Here is an 18,151-nt window from a genome sequence, read left to right on the forward strand (position 1 = left end):
AATGTCTGCTAAGTTAAGTTTAGAATTAATAAAGTGCCTCATTAATCAACCTGGATTAGATGTTAATGTCAGAGGATCAAACGGAAAGACACCACTGCATTATGCAGTAGAAATTAACGAGCTTAGTATGGTTGCACTCTTACTGAACAGGAAAAATATTAATCCACTGATCGCTGATGATGATGGTAAAAGTGCGCTTTCTTGTGCAAGAGAAGAAATATTACAAGCACTAATCAATCATAAATATGGATCAGAGGGAGATAGCTTGCTTCACTTAGCTGCGATGTTGAATGAAGCAAATGCTGTAAGATTTTTACTTAACAAAGGAGTTAATGTTAATGAGCAGAATGCTTTACTACATACACCATTACACTTAGCGGCAGGAGCTGGACATGAAGAAATAGTAGAAATTTTAATTAGAGAAGGAAACGCGGATAAGGATGTTCTTGACGTGAGAAATCATGCAGCAATTCATTATGCAGTAAACAACAAGAAGCTAGAAGTAGTAAAATTACTTTCAAATCTTGGTGCGAATGTCAATATAGCTGGTAGCGGCAGAAATGCAATGAAATTATCTTCTTTGCACGTAGCTATAAGTAGTAGTAATTACGACGAAAGGGACTTATGTTTAGATATTGTAAGATGCTTAATAAATGTTCCTAATGCTGGAGTTAATTTACAAGACTATGAAAATAAAACACCACTACATTACGCTGAAAGACTTAAAACAGTAGAAGTATTACTAACCCGAGAGGATATAGATCCTTTAATTAAGGATGATAATGGCAAGACACCATTTTGTTATGCAAAAGAAGCAAATAGATTAGATATAGTAAAGATTTTAGCAAGTAATAGATACGGAGCTGATAAAAACAGTTTGCTTCATTTAGCTGCCAGAAAAGGATATGAAGACCTAATAGACGGTATTCTTGGTGAAGGAGTTGAAATAGATGCTGTAGATGAGAGTGGAAAAACGGGAATTTATGTTGCTGCAAAGCATGGTCACTTTAACGTAGTAAAGTTGTTGCTAAAGAGAGGAGCAGATGCCACGGATGTTTTTCAGTATGCAATAATAACGAACAACGCAAAATTAATAAAATTACTGAGCAAAGAGAAGGAAATAGTGTTATTTGGAAGACAGAAGAACTTTCCAACATTTCATTTATTGAGCAATAAATATTTTGAAGAAAGGAAAATAGCAGACAAAAAAATAAAGAAATATACCAATATCATCTGTGTCACTATAACAATATGCGCAATAGCGATAGTAGGAATTTACCCTAACATTATAGCTGCGGTAATGGTGGGAATAGTTGCGCTCATAGCTGCAATAATAATGAGTAATTTAATTCAGAAGTATATAGAAGAAGCACTTGAAAAGAAAATGTTTATTGAACTCGAAAGTGAGAAAACAAGTGAGTGCAGTTCTATTTTAAGTGATGTTGAAGTATCATCTAATGATGGTGAAGAGCTAGCAATATGATATACGCCACATCATTTTCTGAAGGTTTAAGACCAGATCCCCAGCTTAAAGTGTCAGAGTGGGCAAATGAGTATCGAGTTTTAGCAGCAACTGCAGCATCAGAGCCAGGAAAATGGAGAACAGAGAGAACTCCTTATTTAAAAGAGATCATGGATTCACTATCTCCTTCTTCACCGGCTGAAAAAATAGTATTCATGAAAGGAGCGCAGATTGGGGGAACAGAAGCAGGAAATAATTGGATAGGCTATATTATAGATCAAACACCAGGTCCAATGCTGGTAGTACAGCCAACAGTTGAAATGGGAAAGCGTTGGTCAAAAGGAAGATTTGCGCCGTTAATAGAAAGTACACCATGTTTAAAAAGTAAAGTAAAAGACCCAAGATCAAGAGATTCAGGCAATACTGTACAAAGTAAGGAGTTTCCAGGTGGAATAGTTGTGATTACTGGAGCAAATAGCAGTGTAGGACTGAGATCTATGCCAGTAAAATATCTCTTTCTTGATGAGATAGATGCGTATCCAGGAGATTCGGGAGGTGAAGGAGATCCAGTTTTACTCAGCATAGCCCGTACTAATACATTTGCACGGCGAAAGATTTTTTTAGTATCAACACCAACGATTCATGGAATAAGCAGAATTGAGAAAGAATTTGAAGCAACAGATAAGAGATATTTTTTTGTACCATGTCCGCATTGTAATTACTATCAAGTTCTAAAATGGTCACAAATAAAATGGGAAAATAACGACTCAAGAACAGCACATTATGTCTGCACTGAATGTAGCGGCAAAATAGAAAATCATCAAAAGACAGAGATGCTAGAACGTGGAGAATGGAGAGCTACTAATAGAGTAAAAGGTGAGAAAAAAGGATTTCATCTTTCAAGTCTTTATAGTCCAGTAGGCTGGTATAGCTGGACTCAAGCAGTAGAAGATTTTCTCCATGCCAAAGAAAGTGAACAATTACTGAAAGTTTGGATAAATACAACGCTTGGAGAAACCTGGGTAGACAAAGGAGAAGTACCAGATTGGAAGCAATTATTTAACAGGAGAGAATTTTTTCCCGTAGGCACAGTACCAAAAGGCGAAGTAGTTCTCACAGCAGGAGTAGATGTCCAAAAAGATCGTCTAGAGGTGGAAGTTGTAGCATGGGGAAAAAGCCGTGAAAGTTGGTCAATAGACTACCGAGTATTTGAAGGTGATACTGGAAGAGGAGAAGTATGGGGAAAACTCTCTGAGCTCTTAAATCATCATTTTATCGGTGAAAATGGACTTGAATATATGATAAGCATGATGGCGGTAGATGCTGGATATGCAACGCAAGAAGTATACAACTGGGTAAGAGGTCATCAAGGATCTGGAAGAGTAATGGCAGTAAAAGGTGTAAATAAAGCACTAGTGCCACTTAGTAGCCCAAGTAGAGTAGATATAACAGTTGGTGGTCAAAAGCTGAAAAGAGGAATAAAGCTATGGCCAGTAGGAGTATCGATATTAAAGTCAGAGCTTTTTCAATTACTTAATATTTTAAAAGAAGAAGAAGGAAAAGCTCTACCTGGATATTGTCATTTTCCTGAGTATGCACCTGAATATTTTAAGCAGCTAACGGCAGAGCAATTAGTCAGCAAAGTGGTGAAAGGATACACCAAACAAGAGTGGCAAAAGGTAAGAGAAAGAAATGAAGTACTAGATTGCCGAGTTTACGCAAGAGCAGCATCGATAGCACTGGGAATAGACAGATGGCCAGAGAGTAAATGGAATAGTTTAAGTGGAAAAATGGAAAGCAAAAAGCCTAAAAAATTAAGACAGAGTAAATGGCTTAGTAGTCAAAATGTACAGTGAAGAATATTTAACTCAAGTTGAGAAAGCAATTCAAAAACTGCAAAGCGGAGAAAGAGTTGTCTCAATTGCATATGGTGATCATGTTGTGCGGTACGGGGAAGTTCAAATAAAGGATTTATTGAATTTAAGACAACGAATTAAGGCTGAGTTAAAAGTTGCAGGTATGAACCCAAAGAGGAAAATTGTTTTTTCAACGAGTAAAGGAATTTTATAAATGCTGCTAAAAACCTTCAAGCAATTGTTTAACAAACCAAAAATCAAAAGTTCTACTTGGGATGCAGCAGGCTCAGGAAGAAGATTTTTTCACTTTCAACCAGAGTTAGGAAGTATAAACAATTTGCTGTCTCAAAACCTTGAAACTTTACGTAGTCGATCACGTGATATGGTGAGAAAAAATCCATATGCAGCAAATATAATTGATACGATAGTAAGTAACTCTATTGGAACAGGAATAAAACCACAATCAAAAGCAAGAGATGGAGAATTTCGAAAGAAAGTACAAGAATTATGGCTACGTTGGACAGACGAAGCAGATAGCTGTGGAATAAGTGATTTTTATGGTCTGCAGGCTCTAGTATGCAGAAGTATGATAGAGGGAGGAGAATGTTTTGTACGTTTAAGAACGAGAAAGCTGGAAGATAGATTTTCTGTACCATTACAACTGCAAGTACTTGAGTCTGAACATTTAGATAATAAAACAAATCAAACTTTAGGAAATGGTAATGTAATAAGAAACGGGATTGAGTTCAATAGACTTGGGCAGAGAGAAGCATATTACTTATTTAGAGAACATCCAGGCGAAGGATCATTTGGAGAATCAGTGAGAGTACCAGCAAATGATGTTTTACATATTTATAGACCTTTAAGACCTGGGCAAATTAGAGGAGAACCTTGGCTTTCTAATATACTGCTAAAGCTTTATGAGCTTGATCAATACGATGATGCAGAATTAGTGAGAAAAAAGACAGCAGCGATGTTTGCAGGGTTTATTACAAGGCTCGATCCAGAAGCAAATATTTTAGGAGAAGGTGAAAGTAATGAGCAAGGAGTAGCACTATCAGGTTTAGAGCCAGGAACAATGCAGCTTTTAGACCCAGGAGAGGACATAAAATTTTCAGAGCCGTCAGATGTTGGAGGAAGTTATGAAGCGTTTATGAGACAGCAGCTAAGGGCAATAGCAATAGGTACAGGGATAACATATGAGCAACTAACTGGGGATCTAAGTGGCGTTAATTATTCATCAATCAGAGCTGGATTAATAGAGTTTCGTCGTCGATGTGCTATGCTGCAACACAACATTATAGTATTTCAATTTTGCAGACCAGTATGGAGTAGATGGCTAGAATTAGCAGTGCTTTGTGGAGAACTGAGTATAGATGAAAAAGTAGTAAAAGCAGCGAAAGAAGAAGTAAAATGGATACCGCAGGGATTTGATTGGGTGGATCCACTAAAAGATCAGCAAGCACAGCAAATGGCAGTAAGAAATGGATTTAAGAGTCGATCGGAAGTAGTATCAGAAATGGGTTACGATGTAGAAGAAATTGACCAAGAAATAGCAGAAGATCAAAGACGTGCAAGTGAACTGGGCTTAAGTTTTGATTCTGACGTTACGGCCAATCAAGAGGTACTATGAAACAACAATGGCTAAACAGATGTGTAATGGTAGAACCAAGGAGTTTTGAATTACTGTCACTACAAGCAGGAAAGCAGCCTATCTTTAAAAATATAAAACATGCAGTAAGAAATAGTGAAAGAGGAATAATACCGATACATGGAATCTTGACAAAAAAGTCAGAAACTTTTGATGGTTTATTGGGTATGACATCATATGAAAAAATTCATGAAGAGATAGAGAGCGCTTTAGAAGATAAAAGCATAGAGACGATTCTACTTGATATAGATAGCCCAGGAGGAGAAGTAAATGGAGTGTTTGACCTTGCTGATTTTATTTATGAATCAAGAGCAAAAAAGAGAATTATTGCAATAGCAAATGACGATGCGTATTCTGCTGCGTATGCAATTGCTTCTAGTGCTGAAAAGATTTTTCTCACCCGCACTTCAGGAGTTGGGAGTATAGGGGTAATCGCAAATCATATAGATCAAAGTGGGTTTGATGAAAAACAGGGGATAAAATATACTACAGTATTTGCTGGAAGTAGAAAAAATGATTTAAATCCACATGAGCCAATAACTTCTGAGAGTTTAGAAAATCTAAAAAGCGAAGTGAATCGTTTATATGGAATGCTGGTTGAGCTAATAGCGCGGAATAGAAGCCTCTCTGTAGAGGCAATAAAAAATACTGAAGCAGGGCTATATTTTGGCGAGAAAGCAATAGAGATGGGTCTTGCAGATGGAATGACAATTCTTTCATCTATTAATAAAAACAGGAGTATTACTATGAATGAACAAACTATAACTGACCTAGAAACTGATAATTTAACTAATAAAATCAAAAATGACAGTTATCATGCTGAAGTTCTTGAATTAATACGTTTATGCAACTTATCACGAATGCCAGAGAAAATAGGAGAATTTATAGAGCAGAATGTTAGCAGCAAACAAGCACAAGAAATATTAATGTCGATACTTGCAGAACGAACAATGAAGACTGAAATTTTAAGCACATTACCACAGAATTCGTCAGAAGATTTAATGATGCAGGTAGCAAGAAGTCGTGCACAATCTGGCATTTAGAATATTCGTAGTATAACAAAAGTAAAAAATAAAGGGGAAAAGCAGAATGAGTACTATAACAGAACAAAATAACCTTGGGGATCTTCTGAAATACGAAGTTTCAAATCTATATTCAAGAGACCAAATAACAGTAGCTAAAGGTCAAAATCTTAAGCTTGGTGCAGTAGTTGCCAAAAAGACGGAAGATGGTTTTATTAGAGTACTTAATCCCACTGGAACAGACGGCACACAAACGGCAATAGGAGTAATTTCAAGTGATGTAAACGCAAAGGAAAATGCTAAAGGAGTAATTATTGCTCGCGGTGCAATGCTAGCAGATCATGCAGTTGTATGGCCAGCAAATATCACTGAAGAGCAGAAAAATGCAGCAATAAAGCAACTTGAAACACGAGGGATCATTATTCGTAAAGCAGTCTAAAGCTATATTAAACAATAAAAAACACAAAGGGGGAAAAGAAAAAATGCAAAATCCATTTACAAATACAGCATTTAGTATGACGGCACTAACTAATGCGATGAATATATTGCCGATAAATTATGGACGGGTTGAAAATTTAAATTTATTTCCAAGTAGGTCAGTAAGATTTAGACATATTACGATAGAAGAGCAAAATGGAGTATTAAGTTTACTACCAACGCAAGTACCCGGAGCACCAGCAACAGTAGGAAAAAGAGGAAAAAGAAAGGTAAGAACATTTACGATTCCACATATTCCACATGATGATGTAGTGTTACCAGAGGAAGTACAGGGAATAAGGGCATTTGGATCAGAGAGTGAACTTAAAGCGCTGGCAGATGTAATAACCGATCATTTGCAATTGATGAGAAACAAACATGCAATAACATTAGAGCATTTGCGAATGGGAGCGCTAAAAGGAATAATTTTAGATGCTGATGGGTCAGAATTATTAAATCTGTACAACGAATTTGAAATCACACCAAAAGTAGTAAATTTTGCACTAGGAACTGCAACAACTGATGTAAAACGTAAGTGTCTGGAAGTACTCCGGCATATAGAAGATAATCTAAGTGGTGAATATATGACAGGAGTTCATGCCTTGGTAAGCCCTGAGTTTTTTGATGCACTAACTTCGCATAGTAAAGTGAAAGAAGCATACGAGAGATGGCAAGAAGGAGCAGCGCTAAGAAATGATATGAGGTCAGGATTTACATTCTGCGGAATCACATTTGAGGAATATAGAGGGCAAGCAACTGACCCTGAAGGAACTGTGAGAAGATTTATTGAGAAAGATACAGGGCACTGTTTTCCAGTAGGAACAGCAAGCACATTTACAACATATTTTGCACCAGCAGATTTTAATGAAACAGTAAATACTCTTGGGCAGCCACTATATGCAAAACAAGAGCCAAGAAGATTTGATAGAGGGACCGATTTACATACACAGTCAAATCCTCTGCCAATGTGCCATAGACCTGGAGTATTAATCAAAATTACTGCAAGTTGATGAGTATAGAGAAGTTATTGAAGGATTGTTTTGAGCATCTAGGAGTGGAAGCCATATATTGTAATAAAAATAAAGAGGCTATTCGAAAAATAAAAGCGCTAATTAAACGTCCTGAGACTACGTACTCTTTAGGTGTAGATGGAGCATTAACTCAGCAAATTGCCTCAATAGAGATACGCAGTGAGGACGTTACTTCCTTTAGCATAGGTGATTATATCAAGATTGAAAAAAGATTCTATAAGATTTTTGAACCGCCGTTAAAAGATTCTTCAAGTGAAATATGGAAGATTCAAGCCGTAGGAGAAGGAAGTGTTTCATAATATAAATCAGGTAATAAGTGATATCAGAGGAAAAGAAGCTCAAATCAAATTAGTAGTAGCAAAAGCACTGAATAAAACAACACTATGGCTAAAATCCCAAGCTGCTAAGGAAATTAGCGAAGAAAAGAGAATAAAATCGATGTTAGTGAGAACCTGTTCATAATCTTTTGAGGAACAAAGCAGTGAAAGCAAGAACTACCATTTGCAAGCTGGTGTTGAGTTTACGCTCGCAATTTTTCCATAACCGTCTACATTTTTCCAACCAAGCAAAAGAACGCTCTACAACCCATCTTTTTGGCAATACAGCAAAGGTATGTAATTCACTGCGTTTTATTACCTCAACAGTTGCACCAATAGTTGCTTTTATTTGTGTTGCAAAATTCTCTCCCGTATAGCCTGCATCAACCAGTACATTTTTAACTCCTGAGAGGTTTTCTTTTGCATTTTCTACCATTCTCACAGCACTGCTACGGTCAGTTATCTCTGCTGTTGTTACATAAATTGCATGTGGCAAACCTTGCGTATCTACTGCAATATGGCGTTTTATTCCTGAAATCTTTTTGCCTGCATCGTAGCCTTTTTCTTCAGCAGTATCTGCATTTTTTACACTCTGTGCATCAATTATGCAGAAGCTGGTTTTTTCTTTCCGACCATTGTTTTGTCGGACTACGCCAACTATTTTTTTTTAACACCAGCTCCAGAACACTTTCTTTATTTGCATCTGGTTTTTCACTCCACTTCTTAAAATAGTCGTAACAATTGCGCCATTTTGGAAACTCTTTTGGTAGCATTCTCCACTGACAACCGCTTTTCAGAACGTATAACACTCCACAAAATACATCATACAAATCAAGTTTTCTTGGTTTTGTTTTTTTTCTACAGGACTCTAGATCTGGTAATATAATCTCAAATCTTTCCCGACTTATATTACTTGGGTATAAACTCCTCATATATCCTAACTTATATACATTATCTCTTAGTTTATTCCTTTCTTGAGATCATGTACAGGTTCTGAGAAAAAGGCTACGAATCTTTAAAGCAAAGACAAGCAGGTTGAACGTATTAATTAGAGCGAATCTGTATGACGTCAGAACTTCATTAATTGGTAAAGTGAGACAAACAAGGAGAGGTACGAAAGTAGGAAAACATGAGTTTATTGGAGCATTTACTGCAACAATGCCAAGAGATTATAAAGGAGCTTTTAAACGTGAAGGGAGAGCAGCATTACCGATAAAGGAAATAAAACTACCATTGGAACCAGAGGCTTCAAGGATAATAGGGAATCTTGTTAATTATGAGGTTGAGGAAGTGTTTGAAAAGTTCTTTGAACGTGATATTACAAGAAATATATGAATTTTAAAGATTTGCATAACGCAATCTGCACTACGCTGAAGAGAGAAATATCGTCTATACAGACATGTGAAATTTATCCATCGATAAGAAAAGAATTGGTAGCACCAGCGGTGTTTGTGGAACTTAGTGGCTTTGAAAAAGGACATGATCCAGGAACAGAAGAATTAGCGCTGAAGGCAAGATTTGAGGCACGAATTGTGATTGATAGCACAATAGAAAATGCCCCTATTATTGTCAGATCTTTAGCTGCTGAGGTTGCAAGAGTAGTGAACAAGAATACCTGGGAAAAGAATGTATCTCCGGCTGAATTTTTTTCTGCAGAGCCTGATGGATTTAGACCCGAATTAGATGCATATTTGGTGTGGATGGTTGATTGGAGTCATCAGCTTCATTTAGGTAAATCAGTATGGGAAGAGGGGAAAATCAAACCACATAAAATAGTAGTGGGAGAAATGCATGTTGGAAAATAATTTTGCCATTGCAGAGTTACAGAGAAAAGTAGCGAATATCATTCGTATAGGAGTTGTAAAAGAAGTAGATTATGAAAAAGCAAAAGTAAGAGTGAAAATAGGAGAATTTTTAACAGATTATTTACCATGGATAACGAGCAAAGCAGGAAAAGATAGAGATTGGTCTCCGCCAGATATCGATGAACAAGTTGTGGTATTTTCTCCTCTTGGTGAACTATCATTAGGAGTAGTACTAGCTGGAATATATCAACAAAAGTACTCTGCACCAGAGAATAGTGAAATGATTAACAGTTTAGTATTTCAAGATGGAACAAAGTTATTGTATGACAAAGAGAGCAAGAATCTTGAAATTTCTGTAGTGGATAAATTAAATTTCAAAGTAGGAAAATCAGAGATAGAAATGACAAAAAGTGGAATAAAACTGAAAGCAGAAAGGATCGACTTAAATTGAACAAAGGAATAGTGAGGTTAGGAGACTACTGTGGAGAAGCTATACCACATTTCTGCATTAGCGGCAGTAATAATGTTTTTGTAAATGGTAAGCCAATGTGCAGACAAGGAGACAGTTTTAGTGAAGGAAGAGCATTAACTGAAGGATCAAAAACAGTGTTTGCAAATGGGTTTGGAGCGGGAAGAGTAGGAGATATAGTTTCATGTGGGTTTAAAGTAATAAAAGGCAGTGAAAGCGTCTTTGCAAAATAGAAATGAAGGGTATGGATGCTAAAACAGGAAAAGCGTTAGAAGGAATAGAGCACTTAAAGCAGTCGATAATTGATATACTGACCACTCCTATTAACAGTAGAGTAATGAGAAGAGATTATGGTTCTCGATTATTTGAATTAGTAGATAAGCCAATAAATAGAGATTTAACTTTGGAAATCTATGCAGCAACTGCAGAAGCACTGGGGAAATTTGAGAAGAGATTTAAGTTAGAAAAAGTAAAAGTTGAAGGAGTAAAAGAAGGGAGGGTAACATTGAATTTAGAAGGTGTCTATCTTTCAGAAGGTAAGTTCATAAATATTAATGGAGTAGTTGTTTAAAAATGCAGCAGCCAAATATTATCGAACCACTGAACTTTGAAGAGATTTTTTCTCGGATGAAGGAAGAGTTAGTAAATAGAGATGAAACCTTTTCAGCATTAGTAGAAAGTGATCCAGCGATAAAGATTCTGGAGGTAGCAGCATGGAGGGAATTGTTACTAAGACAAAGAATAAATGAAGCAGTAAAGAGCAATTTACTAAAATTTGCAACGGTTGGTAATTTAGCTGAATTTTATGGAGTAGAGAGGCAGAAAGAAGAAGATGACGAACGATTTAGAAAGAGGGTAAAAGCAAAAATAGCAGGTTGGTCAACAGGAGGAAGTAAGGAATATTATAAATATCATGCACTGTCAGCAGATAGTAGAGTAAAAGACGCACTAGTGGAATCACCTATACCAGGAAAAGTACAAATTTCAATCTTATCAACACAATTATCCACAACTGGCATAGCGTTAGAAGAGTTACTAGAAATTGTAAAAAAGCAGGTTACTAGAGATGATATAAGGGTTTTAACCGATACAGTAACAGTAATTGGCTGCAATATTATGGAAATAGATATCCACAGCAGAATGAGCATAAATCCTGTAATATCAGAGGAGGAAATCAAGAAGCAGTTTATTGAGAAGTTTGAATTAGCAAAAAGATTAGGGTGGAGTGTAACAAGATCGTGGATAATAGCGAATCTATTTGTAGATGGTGTAGAAAATGTGGAATTAATAGAGCCAAAAGAGGATGTTGTGGTACTGGGGAATGAGTGTGCAAATTTGCGAAATTTAAAATGCTATTGCCACTAAACGCAACAAAACAAGAAAAAGCATTGGTAGATGCGATAGATTATAAAGTAGATCCAAACTGTATCAGAGGATTTAAGTTTAGTCTTAAAGAAGAAACATTGCCGTGGATAATAGAAGAATATGGTTTAGAAGAGATACTGCGTTGGGTAAAAGATAGAAGAAAAGCCGTAGTAGAAGGAGTAAAATTTCAAAGACTACGTGGAACCCCAGCATCACTCAAAATAGCACTAAAGTGGGCAAATATAGAAGATATTACAATTATTGAAGAGCCACCCGGTAAACACTTTTTTGAGTTGCAAGTAGGGATAAAAGAGGTACCAAATGACTTCTTCGTAGATGCAGTAGTAGAGCTGGCAAAACTATCACTGCCTGTAAGATCCAGATTAATGAGGATTTTTAACGATTATTATAATGTGCAGAGATTTATATTAGATGAAAGTTTATTTGGAAGTTTGTTATCAGACTACTCTGGTATAAAAGTTGAAAAAAATGGGCCAGTGTTATCGTTTGGAAGGGTAAATTTTTTTAGGTTTAGTGGTACATCAATTAAGGTTATAGAGAGTTATCTACGTAACCATTACGAACAAGCATTTAGTAATGATGTATATCGATTAGATGTAGCAGTACTTGGAGAAACAGAGACTCACACAAGGGATTATAAAGGCATTTATGAAAGAAGTCATCAGTGGTACAACTTAAAAGCACTATATCCATTACCACAGAGTTTATTACCATCGATTAAATTTGCAAAAGCGCAGATTGTACTGTCAGATAGCTGGAAATTAGGAGAAATAAATAGCTGTTTTCCGGTTGGTAGAATAGAAGAAGAAGGAAATAAATTTGTATTGGGAAACGATAAACTTTCAGGGCAACGTTGGAATTTAAAACACAAGCCAATTTTAGAAAGGTTTAGCGTTACTCACCACTACAAAATAGAAAACTATACAGATCAGAAGATTACAAAATATGGTTTAGCAGAACACAACGTTTACTATAAAAATGATTTAGAGCAAAAAGACTCAATACACGAATTAGAAAATTACATTTTAGTATTTTACCCAGGAGTACTGAAGTGGCACGAACATCGACATTTGCACAGAAGTTGGAAAAATAGTCAAGTAATATGTCTAATAAGTTAAATACTTATATTTAGATCCTCATATATTATATTAATAATAGGTAAAAGTGTATGAAATAAAAAGAAAAGGACTTGCTTTCTTATGCTAAAAAGGACATGACTTGAATAGCAGCAGGTAAATATAAGAAATTTATCTGGCGCTAGAAAAGCTAATTTTGTGAGGTAAGTATGAAGTTTAGCAAGAGTAAGTTTTTTAAAGAAGTATCAAGTAACGGGTTTAAAAACATTAATAAAAGAAATGAAGAAGGAGAGACGATATTGCACCAAGCAGTAGAAATCTCCGATTACACAACAGTGAGGTTATTAATAAAAAAAGGGGCAGAGGTAAATGCAAGAGATAAAAATGGTTATACACCTCTGCACTGCGCAGTATTCGCAAAAAGTTTAGAAAATGTAAAAGTGCTGCTAAGATCTGGAGCAGAAGTAAATGCCACTCAATATGTCACTGGATGTACGCCACTGCACTCTGCGTGCAAAATAGGAGGAGCAGGAGTTGAAATAATAAAAGAGCTAGTAAAGGCCGGAGCTGAAGTTAATCAACTGAATAAATATGGTGCAACACCAATGTACTATATCTGGGAAAGTGAAAAGTATTGTCTATGTGATAGCAAAGAGAGTGAAAAGGCAAGTAAATTTTTAAGAGAAAAAGGAGGAGTAACAAAAAGTAGAGAACTGACCTGCTATGGAATAGAAAGGCTAGTGGGAGAAATAGCAGACATGTTGAATGGGAGCTATATGCCGGAGCTAAAAATAATAGAGATAGGAGAAATAAGGAAGAGAGACAAATCGCTAATAAAGAAAGAATGTCAAAATTTAGCAAGCAAGATAATCAGCCAAGTGAATGAAATGATAGATGAGGTAGAAAATGTAGTAGGAAGAAAGGCTTAAAAAGGGGACTTGATTTTAAAGAAAAGGTGAGGTGGATTATGTTAAAGCTTGGCAAATTTAATAAATCAGCAAAAGAATTATCAGAGAACTCATTTAAAAGTATTTATGCAAGAGACGAAAAGGAAAGAACAGCTCTGCATTATGCAGTAGAAGCAAAAACAGTGAAGTTATTAGTCGAAAAAGGAGCGAATGTGAATGCAGCAGATGCAAGAGGATATACAGCACTGCATCTAGCGGTAACCGAGAAACGCCTAGAAACCGTGAGGGAATTGATAAAATCAGGAGCAGACGTAAATGCTGAGGAATATGGAAATAAATGCATACCTCTACACCTTGCGTGCATGGTAGGTGAAAAAGAAATAGTGGAGGAGCTAGTGAAAGCTGGAGGAGAGATAGAGCAAGCGGATAAATTTGGAATGACAGCGATGGATTATGCGAAAAATAGCAAAAAGATAACCGAGGTATTAAAGAAAGAAACAGACAGAATTGAAAAGCTATTTATGAAGGGCTAAAAATATGGAGGAAGAAGTAGAAAAGAAAGTAATGAATTTAGAGAAAAAACCTTTGGGTGAACTGAGAAAAATATGGAAGAAGGTATATGGGGAAGAGGCGCCTAGGTATTCAAAGAAATATCTGATACCAAGATTAGCTTATAGAATGCAGGAAAAAGCATATGGAGAAATGTCAAGAAAGGGGAGAAAAAGACTAGAGTATCTGGCAGATCGGCTAGAGAAGGGAAAAAGAATAAGTAGTGACAAACTTCCAGTAGCAGGAACAGAGCTAATATTAGAGAGAGGGGAAGAAACGCATGCGGTAATGGTAACAGACAAGGGTTTAATCTACAAAGAAGAGTTTTATACATCATTGTCAGCAGTGGCAGGAAAAATAATGGGAATGAGCTACAACGGACCTTTATTATTTGGGATGCGTGATAAAAATGAAAATTGAAGAGAATAAAATGCTAAAAGAAGTAAGGTGTGCGATATATACAAGAAAATCAAATGAGGATGGACTAGAACAAAAGTTTAATAGTCTTGATGCGCAACGAATAGCATGTGAAAAGTACATAAAGAGCAGAGAGGGTTGGGTAATATTGGCAAAAAGGTACGATGATGGAGGCTATTCAGGAAAGAATTTAGAAAGACCAGCAATAAAGGAATTATTTGAAGATGTTAAAGGAGGAGAAGTAGATTGTGTAGTAGTATATACGCTGGATAGGCTATCAAGGGAAACAAAAGATAGTATAGAAGTAACGTCATTTTTTAGAAGGCACCGAGTAAATTTTGTAGCAGTAACACAAATATTTGACAATAATACGCCAATGGGAAAGTTTGTACAAACGGTGTTATCAGGAGCAGCACAACTAGAAAGAGAGATGATTGTAGAGAGAGTAAAAAACAAAATAGCAACATCAAAAGAACAAGGTTTATGGATGGGTGGAACTTTGCCGCTAGGGTATGATGTAAAAGATAAGGAATTAATAATAAATGAAAAAGAAGCAAAAACAGTGAAGCATATATTTGAAAGATATTTGGAGCTGAAGTCAATGGCAGAATTGGCAAGGGAGTTAAATAGTCAAGGATACCGGACAAAATCAGATATCTTTAAAAAAGCGACGGTAAGGAGAATAATAACAAATCCAATATATATGGGAAAAATCAAACATTATGAAAAAGAGTATGAGGGAAAGCATGAAGCAATAATAGAAGAAGAAAAGTGGCAAAAAGCGCAGGAATTGATAAGGAATCAACCATATAGAAAAGCAAAATATGAGGAAGCACTGCTTAGGGGAATAATTAAGTGCAAGAGCTGTGATGTGAATATGACACTGACATATGCAAAAAAGGAGAATAAGAGATATCGATATTACGTATGCAACAATCATTTAAGGGGAAAAGGTTGTGAATCAGAAAACCGAAATGTAATAGCAGGAGAAGTAGAAAAAGAAGTGATGAGGAAAGCGGAGCAGATATATGAAAATTGGAGAGAAAAGACCGAAGAAAAATGGGAAAATTTAAGTTTTGGAAAGCAGAAAGAAGTAGTGAAAAAGTTAATAAAGGGAGTAATGATAAGAGAAGATGGAATAGAGGTACATTCTGAGTCAGAGGAAACATTTATACCAATAAAAAAGAAAGGAAATAAATGCACGGTAGTAGAACCAGAAGGGAAAGCAAACAATGCGTTACTCAAAGCAGTGGTAAGAGCCCATCTGTGGAAACGGCAACTAGAAGAGGGAAAGTATAGAAGTGTGAAAGAGCTGAGTGCCAAAATTAATATAGGTACAAGACGTATACAACAAATTTTAAGATTAAATTATTTAGCTCCCAAAATTAAAGAAGACATAGTAAATGGAAGACAGCCAAGAGATTTGAAGCTAGCTTATTTAAGAGAAGTACCAATGTTATGGAGTGACCAACTGGAGAAGTTTTACGGCTTAGAATCTTAATTTACAAAAGCAATAGGCAATGGAAAAGACTATGTGCCAGAAAACCAATACTTTAAAACAAAGAATTAAGGTAAACTAGTTTTACAGGAACTGATACTTAACTATGTAATAAAAATATTGATAATCTTAAACATACATGTGAAACGATTCCAGAACTCCAAAGTTATTGCGTAAGAGATAAATGTTCCTGATAGCCCTTCTCCCGCTGAATCATGTGGTGGGTCTGATAAAGGAAATTCTGTAGGTATCACAAAAGTCAATTCAATCAAACACAAAAGGCTATACCTATAAAAGAATAAACATCAAGAGAGAAAAATAATTTCTCTAGAAGAATCTCTAAATTATTAAGTCAACACTTATCCCCCTACTATTTCTTCTCACCTTGAGAGTATAGTTTATACCTCAAAAAGTCTTACTTTGAAGATACATCAATTTTTTTACCCTCCAAGACCTTTCTTTTGTTTACTAATTTTAGTTGACTTCATTAACACACTACTATTTCTTTCGAAGCTCCCATCTTTTGCAGCTGGTCTAAACTATCGATTGGCCTCATAAGAGTAGATGGGACACCTGATTCTTTCACTACAAAATTTGATTGTTTAATAGTTTCAGCTGACTCTATAAGTATTCTACCGTTTCTTTCAAAACCTTTATCGTTAACAGCTTGTAGAACACTTTTTCCTCCTAAAAAGCAGCTTTCTCCTAGACTTGATTTATCTTTTAATTTGTTAAACTTCTCCTGGTTCTCTCCATCAAGCTTTACTTTTATTATATTACTATCACTAGGATACAGATGAATACTAATCTCGCCTACTTCAGTGGTAAAGGACATTTCAATGCTATCTCCTAAGACATCTGTATAATTTCTTTTTCCTCCTATATTTTCAACTCTTACTATACTCTCTCCAATCTGTAGGATGCTACTTTCTATACTAAAGTTTTCATTCACCTTACTATTCATAACCTTTCCAACTTCAACAATACTGTTTTTTGGCCACCTAAAAAGAACAAGATTGTTATCTACTTCTACTTGCAGATCATCATCTTGAACTTGTTCATTCTTATTTATTAAACCTTCATATGCGATACTTTTCAGTTTGTCCTTAATTTTTTTACACTCTGTAAAAATAGGCTCATCACTTCCCCACATAGTTTCACCTATCATTCTATCATTGTAAAAATCAGACTCTATTTTTGCACCTGCTGATAGTAGCTTATTGACAATATTGAATAAAGGTTCTAAAGCCTCTTCCCACTCATCTATTGCCTCTTCCCCATTGTCCTTATAACGTGATATAGTAGTAGGAGTTATACGCATAACACTGCTAGCATTAGCAATGTCAATTATTTTTTTAAATATAAAATTCGACACACTACGTTCATAGTGATCACAGCGTAAATTTAGCTTTATTTTTCTTTTCAAATGTTCATCTATTAAACGTTCCATCTTTTCTAGAGTGACCTTTGCAGAACTTTCGTATCTATTTTCATGAAACTCTTTCATTATACTTTCCATCTTGTCATGAAATTCATCAATCAAAACTTTTTCGCTCTCAGTTAACAGATTTACTAAATTCATTAAAATTGAGTTCTCTGGAATAAAAGAACTTTCAACAACAGTATTGTTGTCTTCAACAACGGACTCATGCCAGTCATCAGTTTGTTCTTGATCTAACAATGATGGACTAGGCTCCAGAGTTTGCTGACCAAAACGTTCCATGTGCTGTTCTTCAGTAGCTAATCCACCATTTGCATGAACTTGCTTAGTTCCTAAAATATATTCTAATATCATAATCCCTCAATCTATAGATATATTATGTACATAATTAGCATGAATAAAAGCTAATGCAAGTATAATTTTTCATATTTTTTAGAGAGTTGTCTTCTCCTGCTGTCACTTCATGTATCTTTGCTATCCAACAAAAAATCGTTTCTGGACAACCTCTGTAGTATGACGTTCTTGGCCCATATATGGTATTATGTAAAAGTTAGAATTAAACAGCAACCTAACAATTGCCAAGGATAAAAAAACTTCAAGAAAAACATTTTCTATATTAATAGATACAAAAATTTTATTGGAATTTACAGGAAATACAATACTCCTCAGCGTCATAAAGATTTTAAATGTTTACTCTGTTCAAAAAGATAAAAATAGATCGTATATTTGTGAGAACAAGTTGCGTAAAAATGAGGTTGTAAAAATAGAAGTTTGAAATCTTTGCAA

The 18,151-nt window shown here is 35.6% G+C and carries 21 protein-coding genes and 1 pseudogene; 20 read left to right on the plus strand and 2 right to left on the minus strand.

Annotated features, from left to right (window positions below; genetic code table 11):
• Window position 1 precedes the first annotated feature (1 nt).
• The 9 genes from OPR58_RS10820 to OPR58_RS10860 are packed head-to-tail and all read left to right on the plus strand — an operon-like array spanning window position 2 to window position 7,961.
• Window positions 2-1,483 carry an ankyrin repeat domain-containing protein gene (locus OPR58_RS10820; RefSeq protein WP_265022681.1) on the plus strand — a complete coding sequence of 494 codons (1,482 nt, stop codon included), beginning with the start codon at window positions 2-4 and terminating at the stop codon, window positions 1,481-1,483.
• Window positions 1,480-3,318 (plus strand): phage terminase large subunit family protein, encoded by a 1,839-nt coding sequence (locus OPR58_RS10825; protein ID WP_265022682.1) that lies wholly within the window; start codon window positions 1,480-1,482, stop codon window positions 3,316-3,318. Before OPR58_RS10820 ends, OPR58_RS10825 begins: the two co-directional genes overlap by 4 nt.
• The gene (locus OPR58_RS10830; protein WP_265018066.1) at window positions 3,308-3,532 is read left to right on the plus strand and encodes a gpW family protein; all 225 of its coding nucleotides are present in this window, start codon (window positions 3,308-3,310) and stop codon (window positions 3,530-3,532) included. The genes OPR58_RS10825 and OPR58_RS10830 overlap by 11 nt, the downstream gene beginning before the upstream one ends.
• Window positions 3,533-4,951, plus strand: a complete 1,419-nt coding sequence (locus tag OPR58_RS10835) for a phage portal protein (protein WP_265022683.1) — start codon at window positions 3,533-3,535, stop codon at window positions 4,949-4,951. It begins immediately after the preceding gene.
• Entirely contained in the window at window positions 4,948-6,012 is a 1,065-nt protein-coding gene (locus tag OPR58_RS10840; RefSeq protein ID WP_265022684.1) for a S49 family peptidase, read from the plus strand. Before OPR58_RS10835 ends, OPR58_RS10840 begins: the two co-directional genes overlap by 4 nt.
• Before the next feature lie 46 nt (window positions 6,013-6,058).
• Entirely contained in the window at window positions 6,059-6,430 is a 372-nt protein-coding gene (locus tag OPR58_RS10845; protein ID WP_265022685.1) for a head decoration protein, read from the plus strand.
• Window positions 6,431-6,473: 43 nt separating this feature from the next.
• Window positions 6,474-7,478: a major capsid protein gene (locus tag OPR58_RS10850; RefSeq protein ID WP_265022686.1), complete on the plus strand. Its 1,005-nt coding sequence runs from the start codon at window positions 6,474-6,476 to the stop codon at window positions 7,476-7,478.
• Window positions 7,478-7,798, plus strand: a complete 321-nt coding sequence (locus OPR58_RS10855; protein WP_265018070.1) for a head-tail joining protein — start codon at window positions 7,478-7,480, stop codon at window positions 7,796-7,798. The genes OPR58_RS10850 and OPR58_RS10855 overlap by 1 nt, the downstream gene beginning before the upstream one ends.
• Complete coding sequence (locus tag OPR58_RS10860; protein WP_265022687.1) at window positions 7,788-7,961, plus strand: hypothetical protein; 174 nt, start codon at window positions 7,788-7,790, stop codon at window positions 7,959-7,961. Before OPR58_RS10855 ends, OPR58_RS10860 begins: the two co-directional genes overlap by 11 nt.
• Here OPR58_RS10860 and OPR58_RS10865 read toward each other — a convergent pair.
• Window positions 7,956-8,748, minus strand: a protein-coding gene (locus OPR58_RS10865) for an IS5 family transposase (RefSeq protein ID WP_264705175.1) whose coding sequence is annotated in 2 segments (ribosomal slippage) — window positions 7,956-8,483 and window positions 8,485-8,748 — 792 coding nt in all. Because the reading frame shifts where the segments join, the coding sequence is not laid out codon by codon here. The two genes, OPR58_RS10860 and OPR58_RS10865, sit on opposite strands and share 6 nt — an antisense overlap.
• Window positions 8,749-8,806: 58 nt before the next feature.
• On the opposite strand from OPR58_RS10865, the pseudogene OPR58_RS10870 reads away from it, so the two are divergent.
• The 11 genes and pseudogenes from OPR58_RS10870 to OPR58_RS10920 form a co-directional block, all read left to right on the plus strand.
• Window positions 8,807-9,151, plus strand: a pseudogene (locus OPR58_RS10870) (phage tail protein); the annotation flags it as partial.
• Window positions 9,148-9,621 carry a hypothetical protein gene (locus tag OPR58_RS10875; RefSeq protein WP_265022688.1) on the plus strand — a complete coding sequence of 158 codons (474 nt, stop codon included), beginning with the start codon at window positions 9,148-9,150 and terminating at the stop codon, window positions 9,619-9,621. The pseudogene OPR58_RS10870 and the gene OPR58_RS10875, both read left to right, overlap by 4 nt.
• Window positions 9,608-10,072, plus strand: coding sequence for a phage baseplate assembly protein V (locus OPR58_RS10880; protein ID WP_265018073.1), 465 nt, complete (start codon window positions 9,608-9,610; stop codon window positions 10,070-10,072). The genes OPR58_RS10875 and OPR58_RS10880 overlap by 14 nt, the downstream gene beginning before the upstream one ends.
• Window positions 10,069-10,323 carry a PAAR domain-containing protein gene (locus tag OPR58_RS10885; RefSeq protein WP_265022689.1) on the plus strand — a complete coding sequence of 85 codons (255 nt, stop codon included), beginning with the start codon at window positions 10,069-10,071 and terminating at the stop codon, window positions 10,321-10,323. Before OPR58_RS10880 ends, OPR58_RS10885 begins: the two co-directional genes overlap by 4 nt.
• A gap of 2 nt (window positions 10,324-10,325) precedes the next feature.
• Window positions 10,326-10,661 (plus strand): GPW/gp25 family protein, encoded by a 336-nt coding sequence (locus OPR58_RS10890; RefSeq protein ID WP_264704625.1) that lies wholly within the window; start codon window positions 10,326-10,328, stop codon window positions 10,659-10,661.
• 2 nt (window positions 10,662-10,663) lie between these two features.
• On the plus strand, window positions 10,664-11,455 hold the full coding sequence (locus OPR58_RS10895; RefSeq protein WP_265022690.1) for a baseplate assembly protein: 792 nt from the start codon (window positions 10,664-10,666) through the stop codon (window positions 11,453-11,455).
• A complete protein-coding gene (locus OPR58_RS10900; protein WP_265022691.1) occupies window positions 11,440-12,594 on the plus strand; it encodes a phage tail protein in 1,155 nt (384 codons plus the stop codon). The genes OPR58_RS10895 and OPR58_RS10900 overlap by 16 nt, the downstream gene beginning before the upstream one ends.
• A 167-nt stretch (window positions 12,595-12,761) precedes the next feature.
• Window positions 12,762-13,481, plus strand: coding sequence for an ankyrin repeat domain-containing protein (locus OPR58_RS10905; protein ID WP_265022692.1), 720 nt, complete (start codon window positions 12,762-12,764; stop codon window positions 13,479-13,481).
• A 38-nt stretch (window positions 13,482-13,519) separates the two neighbouring features.
• Window positions 13,520-13,993 (plus strand): ankyrin repeat domain-containing protein, encoded by a 474-nt coding sequence (locus tag OPR58_RS10910; RefSeq protein ID WP_265022693.1) that lies wholly within the window; start codon window positions 13,520-13,522, stop codon window positions 13,991-13,993.
• Between the two features lie 4 nt (window positions 13,994-13,997).
• Window positions 13,998-14,429, plus strand: a complete 432-nt coding sequence (locus OPR58_RS10915) for a DUF2924 domain-containing protein (RefSeq protein WP_265022694.1) — start codon at window positions 13,998-14,000, stop codon at window positions 14,427-14,429.
• Window positions 14,430-14,439: 10 nt separating this feature from the next.
• Complete coding sequence (locus OPR58_RS10920) at window positions 14,440-15,927, plus strand: recombinase family protein (RefSeq protein ID WP_265023200.1); 1,488 nt, start codon at window positions 14,440-14,442, stop codon at window positions 15,925-15,927.
• Between the two features lie 484 nt (window positions 15,928-16,411).
• Here the strand turns inward: OPR58_RS10920 and OPR58_RS10925 are convergent, their stop codons facing one another.
• A complete protein-coding gene (locus OPR58_RS10925; protein ID WP_265022695.1) occupies window positions 16,412-17,719 on the minus strand; it encodes a hypothetical protein in 1,308 nt (435 codons plus the stop codon).
• Window positions 17,720-18,151: the final 432 nt, after the last annotated feature.

This window comes from Wolbachia endosymbiont (group B) of Ischnura elegans, from assembly GCF_947251585.1.
In the GTDB taxonomy this organism is placed as follows: domain Bacteria; phylum Pseudomonadota; class Alphaproteobacteria; order Rickettsiales; family Anaplasmataceae; genus Wolbachia.